The 14,965-nt window shown below is 71.3% G+C and carries 11 protein-coding genes and 3 pseudogenes; 11 read left to right on the plus strand and 3 right to left on the minus strand.

The window, feature by feature from the left end:
* Positions 1–14 precede the first annotated feature (14 nt).
* From JAO84_RS32265 to JAO84_RS32280, 4 genes are read left to right on the plus strand one after another with little or no spacing between them, the layout of a single operon-like run.
* The gene (locus JAO84_RS32265; RefSeq protein ID WP_370416011.1) at positions 15–1,130 is read left to right on the plus strand and encodes a zinc-binding dehydrogenase; all 1,116 of its coding nucleotides are present in this window, start codon (positions 15–17) and stop codon (positions 1,128–1,130) included.
* Positions 1,127–1,834: a 4-carboxy-4-hydroxy-2-oxoadipate aldolase/oxaloacetate decarboxylase gene (locus JAO84_RS32270; protein ID WP_370416012.1), complete on the plus strand. Its 708-nt coding sequence runs from the start codon at positions 1,127–1,129 to the stop codon at positions 1,832–1,834. The genes JAO84_RS32265 and JAO84_RS32270 overlap by 4 nt, the downstream gene beginning before the upstream one ends.
* A complete protein-coding gene (locus tag JAO84_RS32275; RefSeq protein WP_370416013.1) occupies positions 1,824–2,849 on the plus strand; it encodes an amidohydrolase family protein in 1,026 nt (341 codons plus the stop codon). The genes JAO84_RS32270 and JAO84_RS32275 overlap by 11 nt, the downstream gene beginning before the upstream one ends.
* 2 nt (positions 2,850–2,851) lie before the next feature.
* Positions 2,852–3,856, plus strand: coding sequence for an ABC transporter substrate-binding protein (locus JAO84_RS32280; RefSeq protein WP_370416014.1), 1,005 nt, complete (start codon positions 2,852–2,854; stop codon positions 3,854–3,856).
* Between the two features lie 70 nt (positions 3,857–3,926).
* On the opposite strand, the gene JAO84_RS32285 is transcribed toward JAO84_RS32280, so the two are convergent.
* Positions 3,927–5,168, minus strand: coding sequence for an NAD(P)/FAD-dependent oxidoreductase (locus tag JAO84_RS32285; RefSeq protein WP_370416015.1), 1,242 nt, complete (start codon positions 5,166–5,168; stop codon positions 3,927–3,929).
* Positions 5,169–5,318: 150 nt separating this feature from the next.
* On the opposite strand from JAO84_RS32285, the gene JAO84_RS32290 reads away from it, so the two are divergent.
* A complete protein-coding gene (locus JAO84_RS32290; protein ID WP_265862956.1) occupies positions 5,319–6,083 on the plus strand; it encodes a FadR/GntR family transcriptional regulator in 765 nt (254 codons plus the stop codon).
* Between the two features lie 82 nt (positions 6,084–6,165).
* Here JAO84_RS32290 and JAO84_RS32295 read toward each other — a convergent pair.
* A pseudogene (locus JAO84_RS32295) lies at positions 6,166–6,432 on the minus strand (glyoxalase/bleomycin resistance/dioxygenase family protein); the annotation flags it as partial.
* 15 nt (positions 6,433–6,447) lie between these two features.
* On the opposite strand from JAO84_RS32295, the pseudogene JAO84_RS32300 reads away from it, so the two are divergent.
* The 4 genes and pseudogenes from JAO84_RS32300 to pntB (JAO84_RS32315) form a co-directional block, all read left to right on the plus strand.
* Positions 6,448–6,630: pseudogene (locus JAO84_RS32300) on the plus strand (N-acetyltransferase family protein); the annotation flags it as partial.
* Positions 6,628–7,077, plus strand: a pseudogene (locus JAO84_RS32305) (FAD-dependent oxidoreductase); the annotation flags it as partial. The pseudogenes JAO84_RS32300 and JAO84_RS32305, both read left to right, overlap by 3 nt.
* 189 nt (positions 7,078–7,266) lie before the next feature.
* Complete coding sequence (locus tag JAO84_RS32310) at positions 7,267–8,793, plus strand: Re/Si-specific NAD(P)(+) transhydrogenase subunit alpha (RefSeq protein WP_370416016.1); 1,527 nt, start codon at positions 7,267–7,269, stop codon at positions 8,791–8,793.
* Positions 8,794–8,798: 5 nt separating this feature from the next.
* Positions 8,799–10,217, plus strand: a complete 1,419-nt coding sequence (gene pntB, locus JAO84_RS32315) for a Re/Si-specific NAD(P)(+) transhydrogenase subunit beta (protein ID WP_370416017.1) — start codon at positions 8,799–8,801, stop codon at positions 10,215–10,217.
* Positions 10,218–10,270: 53 nt separating this feature from the next.
* Here the strand turns inward: pntB (JAO84_RS32315) and JAO84_RS32320 are convergent, their stop codons facing one another.
* Positions 10,271–11,689 carry a cytosine permease gene (locus tag JAO84_RS32320; RefSeq protein WP_370416018.1) on the minus strand — a complete coding sequence of 473 codons (1,419 nt, stop codon included), beginning with the start codon at positions 11,687–11,689 and terminating at the stop codon, positions 10,271–10,273.
* 283 nt (positions 11,690–11,972) lie between these two features.
* On the opposite strand from JAO84_RS32320, the gene JAO84_RS32325 reads away from it, so the two are divergent.
* Both JAO84_RS32325 and pntB (JAO84_RS32330) read left to right on the plus strand, forming a co-directional pair.
* Positions 11,973–13,520: a Re/Si-specific NAD(P)(+) transhydrogenase subunit alpha gene (locus JAO84_RS32325; protein ID WP_370416019.1), complete on the plus strand. Its 1,548-nt coding sequence runs from the start codon at positions 11,973–11,975 to the stop codon at positions 13,518–13,520.
* A 1-nt stretch (position 13,521) separates the two neighbouring features.
* On the plus strand, positions 13,522–14,940 hold the full coding sequence (pntB, locus tag JAO84_RS32330) for a Re/Si-specific NAD(P)(+) transhydrogenase subunit beta (protein WP_370416020.1): 1,419 nt from the start codon (positions 13,522–13,524) through the stop codon (positions 14,938–14,940).
* The last annotated feature ends 25 nt before the right edge of the window (positions 14,941–14,965 follow it).

Genomic DNA, 14,965 nt, shown 5'->3' on the forward strand with positions numbered 1-14,965 from the left:
CCCGAGGAGGGTTCATGGCAGAAACGGTGCGGGCTGCGGTCCGGACGGCGCCGGGTGTCACCGAGATACGCGAGCTGCCCATGCCGGACGTCCCGGCGGACGGCGCACTGCTGAAGGTCGAGGTCGCCGGGATCTGTGGCACCGACGCGAAGATGTACGGCAAGCCCCCGTTCGGCGACCCGGTGATCATGGGACACGAGAACGTGGGCGTCATCGCCAAGGCGGGCAAGGAGTTCACCGCCCGCAAGGGCCTGGCCGAGGGCGACCGGGTCTTCGTCGAGCACTATGTGGGCTGTTTCCGCTGCGCCTGGTGTCACGCCGGCGAGTACCGGCACTGCGAGGCGACCGACTGGCGCACCAACCCGGACGCCCGGCGCTACGGCTACACGTCCTGCGAGAAGCCCGGCACTCTGTGGGGCGGCTTCTCCGAGTACCTCTACCTGCCGTGGAACGCGGTCACCCACAAGGTGCCCGACGGGGTCTCCGCCGAACTCGCGGGCCTGGTCACCCCGTTGTCCAACGGCATCGAGTGGGCCCTGGTGACCGCGGGCGTGGGCTATGCGAGCACCGTGCTCATCCAGGGGCCCGGCCAGCAGGGCCTCTCCCAGGTGGTGGCCTGCAAGCAGGCCGGCGCCTCGCAGATCATCGTCACCGGCACCACCCGGGACGCCGCCCGGCTCGCGCTCGCGAAGGACCTCGGCGCCGACCACGTCATCGACGTCCTGGCGGAGGACGCCCTGAAGCGGGTCCACGAACTCACCGGCGGCCGGGGCGTCGACGTGGTCCTCGACTGCACGGCGGGCGCGGGCACCTCACCCGTACTCCTCGGCATCGACGCGCTCAAGCGGCGCGAGGGCGTCATGGTCTCGCAGGGCGAGCTCGCCGCCTTCCCCGACTTCCCGCTGAAGAAGCTCACCGAGAAGTCCATCGCGCTCAAGAGCGCCCGCGGTCACAGCTACCGCTCCTGCGAACTCGCCCTGGAACAGCTCGCGTCCGGCCGCTTCCCGCTGGAGAGGCTGGCCACCCACACCTTCCCGCTGCACGAGGCCGACCGGGCCATCCGCACCGTCGCCGGCGAGACCGGCGAGGACGCCGTGCATGTCTCCCTGCTGCCCTGGGTGGCCGCATGAGCACCGTCGTCACCCACATCCCCCGCACCGACCCGGCCGTGGTCGACGCCCTGAGCCGGTACGGCGTCGCCACCGTGCACGAGGCACAGGGCCGCACCGGACTGCTCGCGCCCGCCCTGCGCCCGGTGTGGCCGGGCGCGCACGTGGCGGGTACCGCGGTCACCGTCAGCGTGCCGCCCGGCGACAACTGGATGATCCATGTGGCGGTCGAACAGTGCCGCGAGGGCGACATCCTGGTCGTCTCCCCGACCACCCCGTCCGAGGCGGGCTACTTCGGCGACCTGCTCGCCACCTCGGTGGCCGCGCGCGGGGTACGGGGCCTGGTCATCGACGCGGGCTGCCGCGACGTGGCCGATCTGCAGAGGATGGGCTTCCCCGTGTGGGCCCGGCACATCAGCGCCTTCGGCACCGTCAAGGAGACCCTGGGCGACGTCAACCTGCCGCTGGCCTGCGCCGGCCAGATCGTCCGTCCCGGGGACGTGATCGTCGCCGACGACGACGGCGTGGTGGTCGTGCCGCGCGCGAACGCCGCCGACGTCGTGGCGGCCGCCCGGGCCCGCGAGGAGAAGGAAGAGCTCTCGCGCAAGCGCTACCGGGACGGCGAACTCGGCCTGGACGTCCACCACATGCGCGAGCGGCTCGCCGCCAAGGGCCTCACCTATGTGGAGGCCCAGGGGGAATCGGAGACCGACGGTGATCATTGACATCCACGGCCACTACACCACGGCCCCCGCACCCCACCAGGGCTTCCGGGACGCCCAGTTGGCCCGGCTCGCCGACCCCTCGCGGCCCGTCCCGCGGCCGGAGCGGATCAGCGACGACGCCCTGCGCGAGAGCGTGGAGCACAACCAGCTGAAGATCCTGCGCGAACGCGGCGGCGATCTGATGCTCTTCTCCCCGAAGGCCTCGGGCATGGAGCACCACATCACGGACCCGGCCACCGCCCGGGACTGGGCGCGGGCCTCCAACGACCTGGTGCACCGCGTCACCGAGCTGTACCCGCAGCACTTCGCCCCGGTCTGCCAGCTCCCGCAGACCCCCGGGGGCGGAGTCGCCGACGCGGTCGCCGAACTGCACCGCTGCGTCACCGGGTCGGGCTTCGTCGGCTGCAACCTCAACCCGGACCCCTCCGGCGGCCACTGGACGGCCCCGCCGCTGACGGACACCTCCTGGTACCCGCTGTACGAGGCGTTGTGCGAGCTCGACGTACCGGCCATGGTGCATGTCTCCAGCGCGTGCAACCCGGTCTTCCACACCCTGGGCGCGCACTATCTGAACGCGGACACCACCGCGTTCATGCAACTCCTTCAGGGCGGCGCCGAGTTGTTCGCCCGATTCCCCGGTCTGCGCTTCGTGATCCCGCACGGCGGGGGAGCGGTGCCCTACCACTGGGGCCGATACCGGGGCCTCGCGGTCCGCATGGGCCTGCCGGACCCGGCCTCGCTCCTCGGCAACGTCGTCTTCGACACCTGCGTCTACCACCAGCCGGGCATCGACCTGCTGACCCGGGTGATCGGCACCGAACACGTCCTCTTCGCCTCGGAGATGCTGGGCGCCGTCCGGGGCGTCGCCCCCGAGACCGGCATCGCCTGGGACGACACCAAGACGTATGTGGACGCCGCCGGTCTCGCCCCGGACCAGCTCCACCACATATACGAGGCGAACGCCCGACGGGTCTATCCGCGCCTGGACGCCAGGCTCCGCTCACAGGGACGATGACGATGGCTCCTCTCCGACTGACCTTCGCCTGCGGCGACTACGACCGCACCCGCGCCCTCGCCGAGGGCACCGTCCGCCCCGACGGCATCGAGATCAACTACCTCAGACTGCCGGTGGAGGAGACCTTCTTCCGCATGATGCGGCACCGCGAGTTCGAGGTGGCGGAGATGTCGCTCTCCTCGTACGTCCTCTCGCTGGGCTCCGGCGGCCCGGACGCCTCGCCGTTCGTGGCGCTGCCCGTCTACACCTCGCGCATGTTCCGGCACAGCGCGCTGTACTGCCACGCCGACGCCGGCATCACGAAGCCGGAGGAGCTGCGCGGCAAGGTGATCGGCACCCCCGAGTACCAGCTGACGGCCTGCGTGTGGATGCGCGGCATCCTCGGCGACCGGCACGGCGTCCCCTTCGACTCGGTCCGCTATGTGACCGGGGGTCAGGAGACCCCGGGCCGCATCGAGAAGGCGGGGGTCGACCTGCCGGACTCGGTGCGCATCAGCCGGATCGCCGAGGACGCCACGCTCGCCCGGATGCTGGCCGAGGGGGAGATCGACGCCCTGTGCACCCCGCGGGTGCCGAGCCCCTTCCAAGCCGGTGACCCCCGGGTGCGCCGGGTCTTCCCCGATGTGGTGGCGGCCGAGCGGGAGTACTACACGGCCACCGGCATCTTCCCGATCATGCACGTGGTGGTGATCCGCCGGGACGTGTACGAGGCGCACCCCTGGGTCGCCCAGTCCCTCTACAAGGCGCTGCTCGCGGCGAAGAACGAGGCCCTGGACAGCCTGTACGACACCTCCGCGCTGCGCTTCATGCTGCCCTGGCTCACGCCCCAACTGGAGGAGGCCCGCGCGCTGTTCGGCCGTGACTACTGGTCGTACGGACTGGGAGGCGGCAACCGGGAGACGCTGGAGACCTTCCTGCGCTACCACCACGAGCAGGGCCTGTCCCCGCGCCGGTACCGGCCGGAGGAACTGTTCGCCCCGGAGGCGCTGGAGGCGGCGGTGATCTGACCGGACCCCGCCGACAGCGTCATGCGAAAGGAGCCGGACCCACGTCGGGTCCGGCTCCTTCGTGTTCGGTTCAGCGCACCTGCGCCGTGCCCTCCGTCAGCAGCTGCTTGAGCGGTACGGCGGCGTCGCCGGCCCGGTCCGCGGAGAGGTGCTCGCCCCGGGTGAGGGCCCGGCGCACGGCCATGTAGTCGGCGGGCCGGTTGACGGCGTCGACGGCGAGCAGCGCGCCCCGGCGGAAGTAGAGGACGGAGAACTGCCCGCTCGCCGGCTCGCCGCGCACGACGGTGGCGTCGTGGCCGGCGGACAGGCCCGCGATCTGCAGGCGCAGCTCGCCCTGGTTCGACCAGAACCAGGGCACGGAGGTGTCCGGCTCGTCGCGGCCGAGCAGGCTCGCCGCCGCTGCCTGGGCCTGGGCGACCGCGCTGGGCACCGACTCCAGGCGCAGCCGGCCCTCGCCGGTGAGCGGGTGGGGCCGCACGGTGCAGTCCCCGGCCGCCACCACGCCCGGCACGTTGGTGCGCGAGCGGGCGTCCACCACGATGCCGCCGTCCACCTCGACCCCGAGGGCGCGGGCGGGGCCGGTCCGCGGCCGTACGCCCACACCGAGCAGCACCAGGTCCGCGGGCAGCCGGGTGCCGTCGGCGAGCACCGCGGCCCGGACCCGCCCGGCGGCGTCGCCCTCGAACCCGGCGACGGCCGCGGACAGCAGCACCTCGGTGCCCTGCCGGGTGTGGGCCTGCCGGTAGAACTCGGAGACCACCGGCGCCACGGCGCGGGCCATCAGCCGCTCCCCGGCCTCCACCACGGTGACGCGCACGCCGAGCGAGCGGGCCACGGCGGCCGTCTCCAGACCGATGAACCCGCCGCCGACCACGACGACCCGCTCGGCACGGGCCAGGCGTTCCCGCAGGGCGCGCGCGTCCTCAAGGCCGCGCAGGGTGCAGACCCCGCGGAGTCCGGCGCCCGGCACGGGAAGCCGTACGGGCTCGGCGCCCAGGGTCAGGGCGAGCCGCTCGTACGGCAGGGTGCGCCCGGAGGCGGTGTGCAGCAGGCCGGGCTCGGCCCCCGTGATCCGCTCGCCGGTGAGCAGCCGGATGCCGGCCTGTTCGTAGTAGCCGGGGTCCCGGAAGGCCAGGGAGTCCTGGTCCGCCCGTCCGGCGAGGAAGTCCTTGGAGAGCGGGGGGCGTTGATAGGGGGCATGGGGCTCCTCGCCCACGAGCACGATCGGCTCCTCGTCCCCTCCCTGTCGCAATGACACGGCCAGGTGCAGCCCCGCCTGGCCGGCTCCGACGACGACTGTCCCGCTCCCCATGGTGCGACCTTCTCCCGCCTCGGTGGCTTTGGCTTAACGTCAGACCATTCTACCAATCTGTGCCGTGGGGTGGAATGGCATTGTGGTTTGACGTCAATCCGTCGGATGGAACAGGGTCTCGGAGCGGCTCGGTCGTGGAAGAATGGGCGCATGTCCCCCCGAGCGAGTCAGACCCCGGAGAACGAGGCAACCTCCAGGCGGCCGGCCGTGCCGCAGGAGCTGTTCAAGGCCGTCTCCTCGAGCCGCGTCTCCCAGGTGATCGTCGAGCAGATCCGGCACCTGCTGAAGGAGGAGCGGCTGCAGCCCGGCGACCGGCTGCCCAGCGAGCGCGAACTGTGCGTGCAGTTCGGGTGCAGCCGGGTCACCATCCGCGAGGCGCTGCGCATCCTGGAGGCCAACGGCCTGGTCGAGATCAGAGTCGGCGCGCGCGGCGGTGCCTTCGTGACGGCGCCGACGTCGAGCCGGGTGAGCGAGGGCCTCGCCGATCTGCTCACCTTCTCCCCGCTCACCGCCTCCCAGGTCACCGAGGCCCGGCTGATCTTCGAACTGGGCGTGGTCCCGCTGGCGGTGGAGCGCGCCACCGACGAGGACATCGCCGACCTGCGCGCCATGTGCGAGGCCCATGCGAAGGCGATGCGGCAGGGCGAGTACACGATGGAACTCTCCACCGCCTTCCACATCCGCCTCGCGGCCTGCACCCACAACCCGGCGATCGAGATGCTCGTGGAGTCCTTCCGCGGCCCGATGCTCATGAGCCTCCGCGAGGCCCAGGCCAACGAGCCGGCCACGATGGGCCGGCGCGGCACCAAGGAGCACCGCGAACTCGTGGAGGCGATCGCCGCCCGCGACACCGAGGCCGCGACCAAGCTGATGCGCACCCACCTGGAGCGCACCGCCTCCCGCGTCAAGGACTGACCCGCCGCCGGCCCCCTGCCCGTCCCGAGCGCCCCGGACCGTCACGGTCCGGGGCGCTCGGCTGTGCGCGTCCGACGCGCCATCAGCAGCACGCGCAGGCGGCGTCGGCGTCGGCGTCGGTTCCTGCGTCGGCCTTGACCACGTACACCTCCCAGCGCTCCCTGCCGGGACCGGCGACCCAGACCTTGTCCTGCAGGGCGTAGCAGCAGGTGGTGTCCTTCTCCTCCGAGGTGGCCAGGCCGGCGTCCGCGAGGCGGCCGGTGGCGGCGGTGACGTCCGCCGTGGTGGCGACCTCGACGCCGAGATGGTCGATCCGGGTGTCCTCGCCCGCCTCGCCCTCGACGGAGACGCCGGTGCCGGTGCCGGCCGCGTGCTCGGATGGGCGGCCGTCTCGCGGGTCTCCGACCGGTGCGCGTACGCCGGTGTCGTCGAGCACTCCGTGTACGTGCACCCCGACGCCCGGGGCCGCCGGGTGGGCCTGGCTCTGCTGACCGCCCTCCTGGCCTCCACCGAGTCGGCCGGCATCTGGACCGTCCAGTCCGGCATGGACGCCTGGCTGGACGAGCTCGACCGCACCACGGGGTTCTACTTCGACTCGATCGCCCAGCTCCGCATGGACACCTGGTCACGGGGGAGGGTGACGCTCGTCGGCGACGCGGGCTACTGCCCCGGCCCGGCCGTCGGCGGCAGCACCAGCCTGGCCGTCGTCGGCGCGTACGTCCTGGCCGGCGAGCTGGCGCGGGCGGGCGGCGACCACGAGCGCGCGTTCCCCGCGTACGAGCGGGCGATGGCGGAGCACGTACGGGGCAGCCGCGAGGTCGCGCTGAGCGCGGCGAAGACCCTCGTGCCGACGTCCCGCCTCGGCGTACGAGGCCTTGCCCAGGGCGCGCGCCTGATCTCCGCCCTGCCCGCCGGCCCGAGCCGCGCGCTCCTCCGCCTCACGACCAGGAGCGCACGCTTCCACAACTCCGTCACCGTGGATCACGTCGCCTGACCAGGTCCGGTCGTGCCGGGCCGACGACACTACGTGAGGCAGGGCACCGGGGCCCATGTTGCGTACACCTCACTTGCGGGTGCTGTTCAAGGAGAGCTCTCGGCGGTCAAGCTGAGCGGCGTGCTCCGGATCATCGCGGGCACACTTCTGATTTCTCGTTTCTGATTCGCAGCGAAACGGAGAACACCCGTGATTGTCGGAGTCCTCAAGGAAGCGCGGGCAGGTGAGAGTCGCGTCTCGGCCACACCGGCCACGATCGAACAGCTCCGCAAACTGGGGTACGAGGTCGTCGTCGACCCGGACGCGGGCATCGCGGCCGGCTTCACCGGCAGCGCCTACGAGGCCGCCGGTGCGACCATCGGCGACGCGGCCGCCGCGGACGTGGTCCTCGGCGTGAACGCCCCGGCCCCGGCCCAGTTGGACCGGATACGGCCGGAGGCGACCGTGATCGCCCTGTTCGCGCCGGCCTTCGACCCGGCGATGGTCGACGAGCTCGGCCGCCGCCCGTTCACCGCCCTGTCGATGGACGCCGTGCCGCGGATCAGCCGGGCCCAGTCGATGGACGTGCTCTCCTCGATGGCGAACATCGCCGGCTACCGGGCCGTCGTCGAGGCCGCGCACGAGTTCGGGCGCTTCTTCACCGGCCAGGTGACGGCGGCCGGCAAGGTGCCGCCGGCCAAGGTCCTCGTCGCGGGCGCCGGCGTCGCGGGCCTCGCGGCCATCGGCGCGTCCGGCTCGCTCGGCGCGATCGTGCGCGCCACCGACCCGCGTCCTGAAGTGGCCGACCAGGTACGGTCGTTGGGCGGAGAGTACCTGTCGATCGAGTCCCCTGAGGTGGAGGTCTCGAAGACGGGCTACGCCAAGGAGATGGGCGACGACTACAAGGCGCGCGAGGCGGAGCTGTACGCCGCGCAGTGCCGTGACGTCGACATCGTCATCACCACCGCGCTGATCCCGGGGCGGCCCGCGCCCACGCTCGTCACCAAGGAGATGGTGGCGAGCATGAAGCCGGGCTCGGTGATCGTCGACATGGCGGCCGCCAACGGCGGCAACGTCGAGGGCACCGTGAAGGGCGAGAAGACCGTCACCGACAACGGCGTGACGATCATCGGCTACACCGACCTGGCGGGACGGCTGCCGGCCCAGGCGTCCCAGCTCTACGGCACCAACCTGGTCAACCTGCTGAAGCTGCTCACCCCGGAGAAGGACGGCCGTCCGGTCCTGGACTGGGACGACCCGGTGCAGCGCTCGATCACCGTCGTCCGGGAGGGCGAGACGGCCTGGCCGCCCCCGCCGGTCCAGGTCTCCGCCGCCCCGGCTCCGGCGGCCGCGGCGCCCGTGACGGAGCCGGCGCCGAAGAAGGCGCCGATGACGGCGAAGCAGCGGTTCGGCGGGGTGGCCCTCGGCGCCCTGGCCCTGTTCCTCCTCGCCGCCTTCGCCCCGGCGGCGCTCCTCCCGCACGTCACGGTCTTCGTGCTCGCGATCGTCATCGGCTACTACGTCATCGGCCATGTGCACCACGCCCTGCACACCCCGTTGATGTCGGTGACCAACGCGATCTCCGGGATCATCGTCGTCGGTGCCCTGCTGCAGATCGGGCACGCGAGCCCGACGGTCACGGTGCTTTCGGCCGTGGCGATCCTGCTGGCCAGTATCAATGTCTTCGGCGGCTTCGCGGTGACGCGTCGCATGCTCGCCATGTTCAACCGGAGCTGACTGACATGACTGCGACCATCGCCGCCCAGGCGGCCTACCTCGTTGCCGCACTCCTCTTCATCCTCGCCCTCGCGGGACTCTCCAAGCACGAGTCGGCCCGGCTGGGCAACGCGTTCGGCATGCTCGGCATGGGCGTCGCGCTCGTCGCGACGATCGTGCTCGCCATCGACGGCGACATCAGCACCGCCGGCCTCGGCCTGATGGGCGTGGCGATGCTGATCGGCGCGCTGATCGGGCTGCAGCGCGCCCGTGGCGTCGAGATGACCGGCATGCCCGAACTCATCGCGCTGCTCCACTCCTTCGTCGGCCTCGCCGCCGTCCTGGTCAGCTGGAACGGCTTCCTCAACGTCGAGCACGACCCCGCGGGCCACGAGGCCAAGGCCCTCGATGCGCTCGGGACGCTCGGCATCCACCACGCCGAGGTCTTCATCGGCCTGTTCATCGGCGCCGTGACCTTCACCGGCTCCATCGTGGCCTATCTGAAGCTCTCCGCGAAGATCAGCTCCAAGCCCCTGGTGCTCCCGGGCAAGAACGCCCTGAACCTCGGCTCGCTCGGCCTGTTCGTCGCCCTGACCGTGTGGTTCGTGATCACGCCGGAGCTGTGGCTGCTGATCACCGTGACGGTGCTCGCCCTCGCGCTCGGCTGGCACCTGGTCGCCTCCATCGGCGGCGGAGACATGCCGGTCGTCGTCTCGATGCTCAACAGCTACTCCGGCTGGGCCGCCGCGGCCTCCGGCTTCCTGCTCGGCAACGACCTCCTCATCGTCACCGGCGCGCTGGTCGGCTCCTCCGGTGCGTACCTGAGCTACATCATGTGCAAGGCGATGAACCGCTCGTTCTTCTCGGTGATCGCCGGCGGCTTCGGCATCGAGGCGCCCTCCGGCTCCGACGTCGACTACGGCGAGCACCAGGAGATCACCGCCGAGAGCGCCGCCGAGATGCTGTCCTCGGCCCGGTCCGTGGTCATCACCCCCGGCTACGGCATGGCCGTCGCCCAGGCCCAGTACCCGGTCGCCGAGCTCACCTCCAAGCTGCGCGCGAAGGGCGTCGAGGTCCGCTTCGGCATCCACCCGGTGGCGGGCCGGCTGCCCGGCCACATGAACGTCCTCCTGGCCGAGGCCAAGGTGCCGTACGACATCGTGCTCGAAATGGACGAGATCAACGAGGACTTCTCCGACACCGACGTCGTCCTCGTCATCGGCGCCAACGACACCGTCAACCCGGCCGGAGCCGAGGACCCGTCGAGCCCGCTCGCCGGCATGCCGGTCCTCACCGTCTGGGAGGCCGGCAAGGTCATCGTCTTCAAGCGCTCGATGGCCTCCGGCTACGCCGGCGTCCAGAACCCGCTGTTCTTCAAGGACAACACGTCGATGCTCTTCGGCGACGCGAAGGCCCGGGTCGAGGACATCGTCGGCGCGCTCTGAGCCGTACGGACGCCTCCTGACCCGGCGCGGACGCCCCCCCGTCCACGCCGGAGTCAGGAGGCGCCGACCGCCTCGCCGAGGCCGTCAGCCGCGTCGACGGTGGCCGGGTGCACGGTCGCGGCGGGCGGATCGGCGGTGCGCCGCACCCAGAGCCCGTACACGACCGCGGTGAACGCGAGCCCGACGAGCCACGAGATGTCGGCGCCGCCGAGCCGCTCGGTGATCGCGCCGGTGTACAGCTTGGTGGCCAGGAACGGGATCTGTACGGCGACCCCGAGGACGTAACAGACGAGCGCGGTGACGTTCCAGCGCCCGTACCGGCCCTCCGGGTCGTACAGGGCGGGGATGTCGACCCGCTCGCGCGAGACCAGGTAGTAGTCGACCAGATTGATCGCGCTCCACGGGGTGAACACCATCAGGATCAGCAGCACGAAGTTCTTGAAGTTGTTCAGGAAGTCGGCGCTGGCGGCGAGCGCGATGCCGATCGACACCGCGGTGAAGCCGATGATGTACGCGGCGCGGGCGGCCGTCGAGATCCGTGAGCGGCCGTCGAAGGCGGTGACGGTGGTCAGGATCGACATGAAACCGCCGTACGCGTTCAGGCAGTTGACGGTCAGCTTGCCGACCACGATCACCAGGTAGATCAGCACGGCGAGGACCGCGGGCCCGGCCAGGTCGCCGAGGAAGCCCACCTGGTCGGTGAGGAAGGCGTCGCCCGCGACGGCGGCGGTGAGCGCCCCGAGCGTCATGGCCCACTGGGAGCCGATGACCGAGCCGGCGAACGTCGACCAGAACGTCGCCCGCGTGCTGGTGTCCCGGGGCAGATAGCGCGAGTAGTCGGCGACGTACGGGCCGAAGGTCAGCTGCCATCCCGCGCCGAGCCCCACGGCGAGCAGGAAGGTCGCCGCGTCGAAGCCCTTGACCCCGATGTGCGCGCCCACGTCGTACTGGGTGAACACCCGTACCAGCAGATAGCCGAGGCCGAGCACGCCGACGACGGTGGCGACCCGACCGGCGGCGTGGATGAGCCGGTAGCCGGTGACGGCGACCACGGCGGTCAGCACGCCGAAGACCAGGATCCCGGCCCGTGTGTCGTCGATGTGCAGCATCTCGGACAGCGCCTGACCGGCCAGCACGCTGCCGGTCGCGGCGAATCCGAGGTACATCAGGATCACCAGGAGCAGCGGCAGCACCGCCCCGTGGACGCCGAACTGCGCCCGGCTGGAGATCATCTGCGGCACGCCGAGCCGCGGGCCCTGCGCGGAGTGCAGTGCCATCACGATGCCGCCGAGCACATTGCCGATCAGCAGCGCGGGTATCGCCCAGAGCGCGTCGGCGCCGAAGACGACGGACAGCGCGCCGTCGACGATCGCGGTGATCTGCATGTTGGCGCCGAACCACAGCGTGAACTGGCTGCGTGGCGTGCCGTGCCGCTCGGCGTCGGGAATGACCTCGATGGTGCGCCGCTCCATGCCTCTCCCTCTCCCCACTGCGTCTTCGGTGCGCCGAATCTCGCATAGAGGTCAACAGTGTTCAAGGCCTTGAATGAACAATTTCATCGAGGGGTCGCCGCCCGGCGTGGCCGCTTCGCGGTCTTGCCACGGCCCGTGGGACGTGTGGAAGCCTCTCCGTGCGCGGGCGGCCGCGCCGTCACGCCGGTGGTGCGGCATCGGCGTGGCCCTGATCGTGGCGGGCGCACTTCTGGTCGAGTGGGAGCAGGCCGATGACGGCAAGAGAAGCGAACGGAGAGCATTCGTGATTGTCGGAGTCCTCAAGGAAGCGCGGGCGGGCGAGAAACGCGTGTCGGCCACGCCGGCCACGGTCGAGCCCCTCCGCAAACTGGGGTACGAGATCGTCGTCGACCCGGGCGCCGGCGCCGCCGCGGGCTTCACCGACAGCGCCTATGTGGCCGCCGGCGCCCGCATCGGCGAGGCCGCGGCCGCCGACGTGGTCCTCGGCGTCAACGCCCCGAGCACGGCGCAGCTCGACCGGCTCAGGGAGGGCGCCACGGTCATCGCCCTGTTCGCGCCGGCCTTCGACCGGGCGATGGTCGAGGAACTCGGCCGGCGCCCCGTGACGGCGCTCTCGATGGACGCCGTGCCGCGGATCAGCCGGGCGCAGTCGATGGACGTGCTGTCCTCGATGGCGAACATCGCCGGCTACCGGGCGGTGGTGGAGGCGGCCCACGAGTTCGGGCGCTTCTTCACCGGACAGATGACGGCCGCCGGCAAGGTGCCGCCCGCGAAGGTGCTCGTCGCGGGCGCCGGAGTCGCGGGACTCTCCGCGATCGGTACGGCCGGAGCGCTCGGCGCGATCGTACGGGCGACGGACCCGCGTCCCGAGGTCGCCGAGCAGGTGCGCTCGCTGGGCGGCGAGTACCTGTCGATCGAGTCGCCGGAGGTCGAGGTCTCGGCCACCGGTTACGCGAAGGAGATGAGCGACGCGTACAAGGCGCGCGAGGTCGAGCTGTACACGGCACAGACCCGCGAGGCGGACATCGTCATCACGACCGCGCTGATCCCGGGGCGGCCCGCGCCGACGCTGATCACCGCGGAGATGGTCGCCGGGATGCGCCCCGGCTCGGTCATCGTGGACATGGCGGCCGCCAACGGCGGGAACGTGATCGGCACGGTGCAGGGCGAGAAGACCGTCACCGACAACGGCGTGACCATCATCGGCTACACCGATCTCGCCGGGCGGCTGCCGGCCCAGGCCTCCCAGCTCTACGGCACCAACCTGGTCAACCTGCTCAGGCTGCTCACCCCGGGCAAGGACGGCTGCCCGGTCCTGGACTGGGACGACCCGGTGCAGCGCTCGATCACCGTCGTACGGGACGGCGAGACGGCCTGGCCACCGCCACCCGTCCAGGTCTCCGCCGCACCGAAGACGGCTGCGGCCACCGGGACCGCGGGCGCGGCCGGGGCCGTCGTGCCGGTCTCGCCCGTCAAGCGGCCCGTCACCCCGGCCCGGCGCTTCGGCGTGGTCGCGCTCGCCGCCCTCGCGCTGTTCCTCCTCGCCGGCTTCGCGCCCGCCGCGCTGCTGCCCCATGTCACGGTCTTCGTGCTCGCGATCGTCATCGGCTACTACGTCATCGGCCATGTGCACCACGCCCTGCACACCCCGCTGATGTCGGTGACCAACGCGATCTCCGGAATCATCGTGGTCGGCGCGCTGCTCCAGATCGGACACGGCGACACGGCGGTCACCGTGCTGTCCTGCGTGGCGATCCTGCTCGCCAGCATCAATGTCTTCGGTGGCTTCGCGGTGACGCGACGCATGCTCGCGATGTTCCACAGGAGCTGAGATGACCGCGACCCTCGCCGCTCAAGCGGCCTACCTCGTCGCCGCGTTGCTGTTCATCCTGGCCCTCGCCGGGCTCTCCAAGCACGAGTCGGCCCGGCTCGGCAACGCCTTCGGCATCCTCGGCATGGGCGTCGCCCTCGTCGCCACCGTGGTCCTCGCCGCCGACGGCGACATCACCGGGGCGGGCGCCGCGCTGATGGGCCTCGCCATGCTGGTCGGCGCGCTCGTCGGCCTCTGGCGCGCCCGTGGCGTCGAGATGACCGGCATGCCCGAACTCATCGCGCTGCTCCACTCGTTCGTCGGCCTCGCCGCCGTCCTCGTGAGCTGGAACGGCTACCTCACCGTCGAGCACCGGCCCGGCGGCGCCGAGGCCGCCGACCTCGACGCGCTCGGGACCCTCGGCATCCACCACGCCGAGGTCTTCATCGGTGTGTTCATCGGCGCGGTCACCTTCACCGGCTCGATCGTCGCCAACCTGAAGCTGTCGGCCCGGATCGCCTCCCGGCCGCTGATGCTGCCCGGCAAGAACGCCCTGAATCTGGGCGCCCTGGGGCTGTTCGTCGCCCTCACCGTGTGGTTCGTGGCCGCGCCCGCCCTGTGGCTGCTCATCGCGGTGACGGTGCTCGCCCTCGCGCTCGGCTGGCACCTGGTCGCCTCCATCGGCGGCGGTGACATGCCGGTCGTGGTGTCCATGCTCAACAGTTATTCCGGCTGGGCGGCCGCAGCTTCCGGCTTCCTGCTCGGCAACGACCTGCTGATCGTCACGGGCGCCCTGGTCGGCTCCTCCGGTGCGTATCTGTCCTATCTGATGTGCCAGGCGATGAACCGCTCCTTCCTGTCCGTCATCGCCGGCGGCTTCGGCATCGAGGCGCCGTCGGGCCCGGACGTGGAATACGGCGAGCACCAGGAGATCACCGCCGAAGGCGTCGCCGAACTCCTGGAGGCGGCACGCTCGGTCATCATCACCCCCGGGTACGGGATGGCCGTCGCCCAGGCGCAGTACCCGGTCGCGGAACTCACCGAGAAGCTGCGCGCGAAGGGGATCGAGGTCCGCTTCGGCATCCACCCGGTGGCGGGGCGGCTGCCCGGGCACATGAACGTGCTGCTCGCCGAGGCGAAGGTGCCGTACGACATCGTCTTCGCCATGGACGAGATCAACGAGGACTTCGCCGACACGGACGTCGTCCTCGTCATCGGCGCCAACGACACCGTCAACCCGGCCGGGACGGAGGACCCGAGCAGCCCGCTCGCCGGCATGCCCGTGCTCACCGTCTGGGAGGCGGACAAGGTCATCGTCTTCAAGCGGTCGATGGCATCCGGCTACGCCGGGGTCCAGAACCCGCTGTTCTTCCGCGAGAACACGGCGATGCTCTTCGGCGACGCGAAACAGCGGGTGGAGGACATCGTCACCGAACTCTGACGCGGAGTCCGTGGTGCTTTCCGCG

The organism is Streptomyces fradiae (assembly GCF_041270065.1).
Lineage (GTDB): Bacteria > Actinomycetota > Actinomycetes > Streptomycetales > Streptomycetaceae > Streptomyces.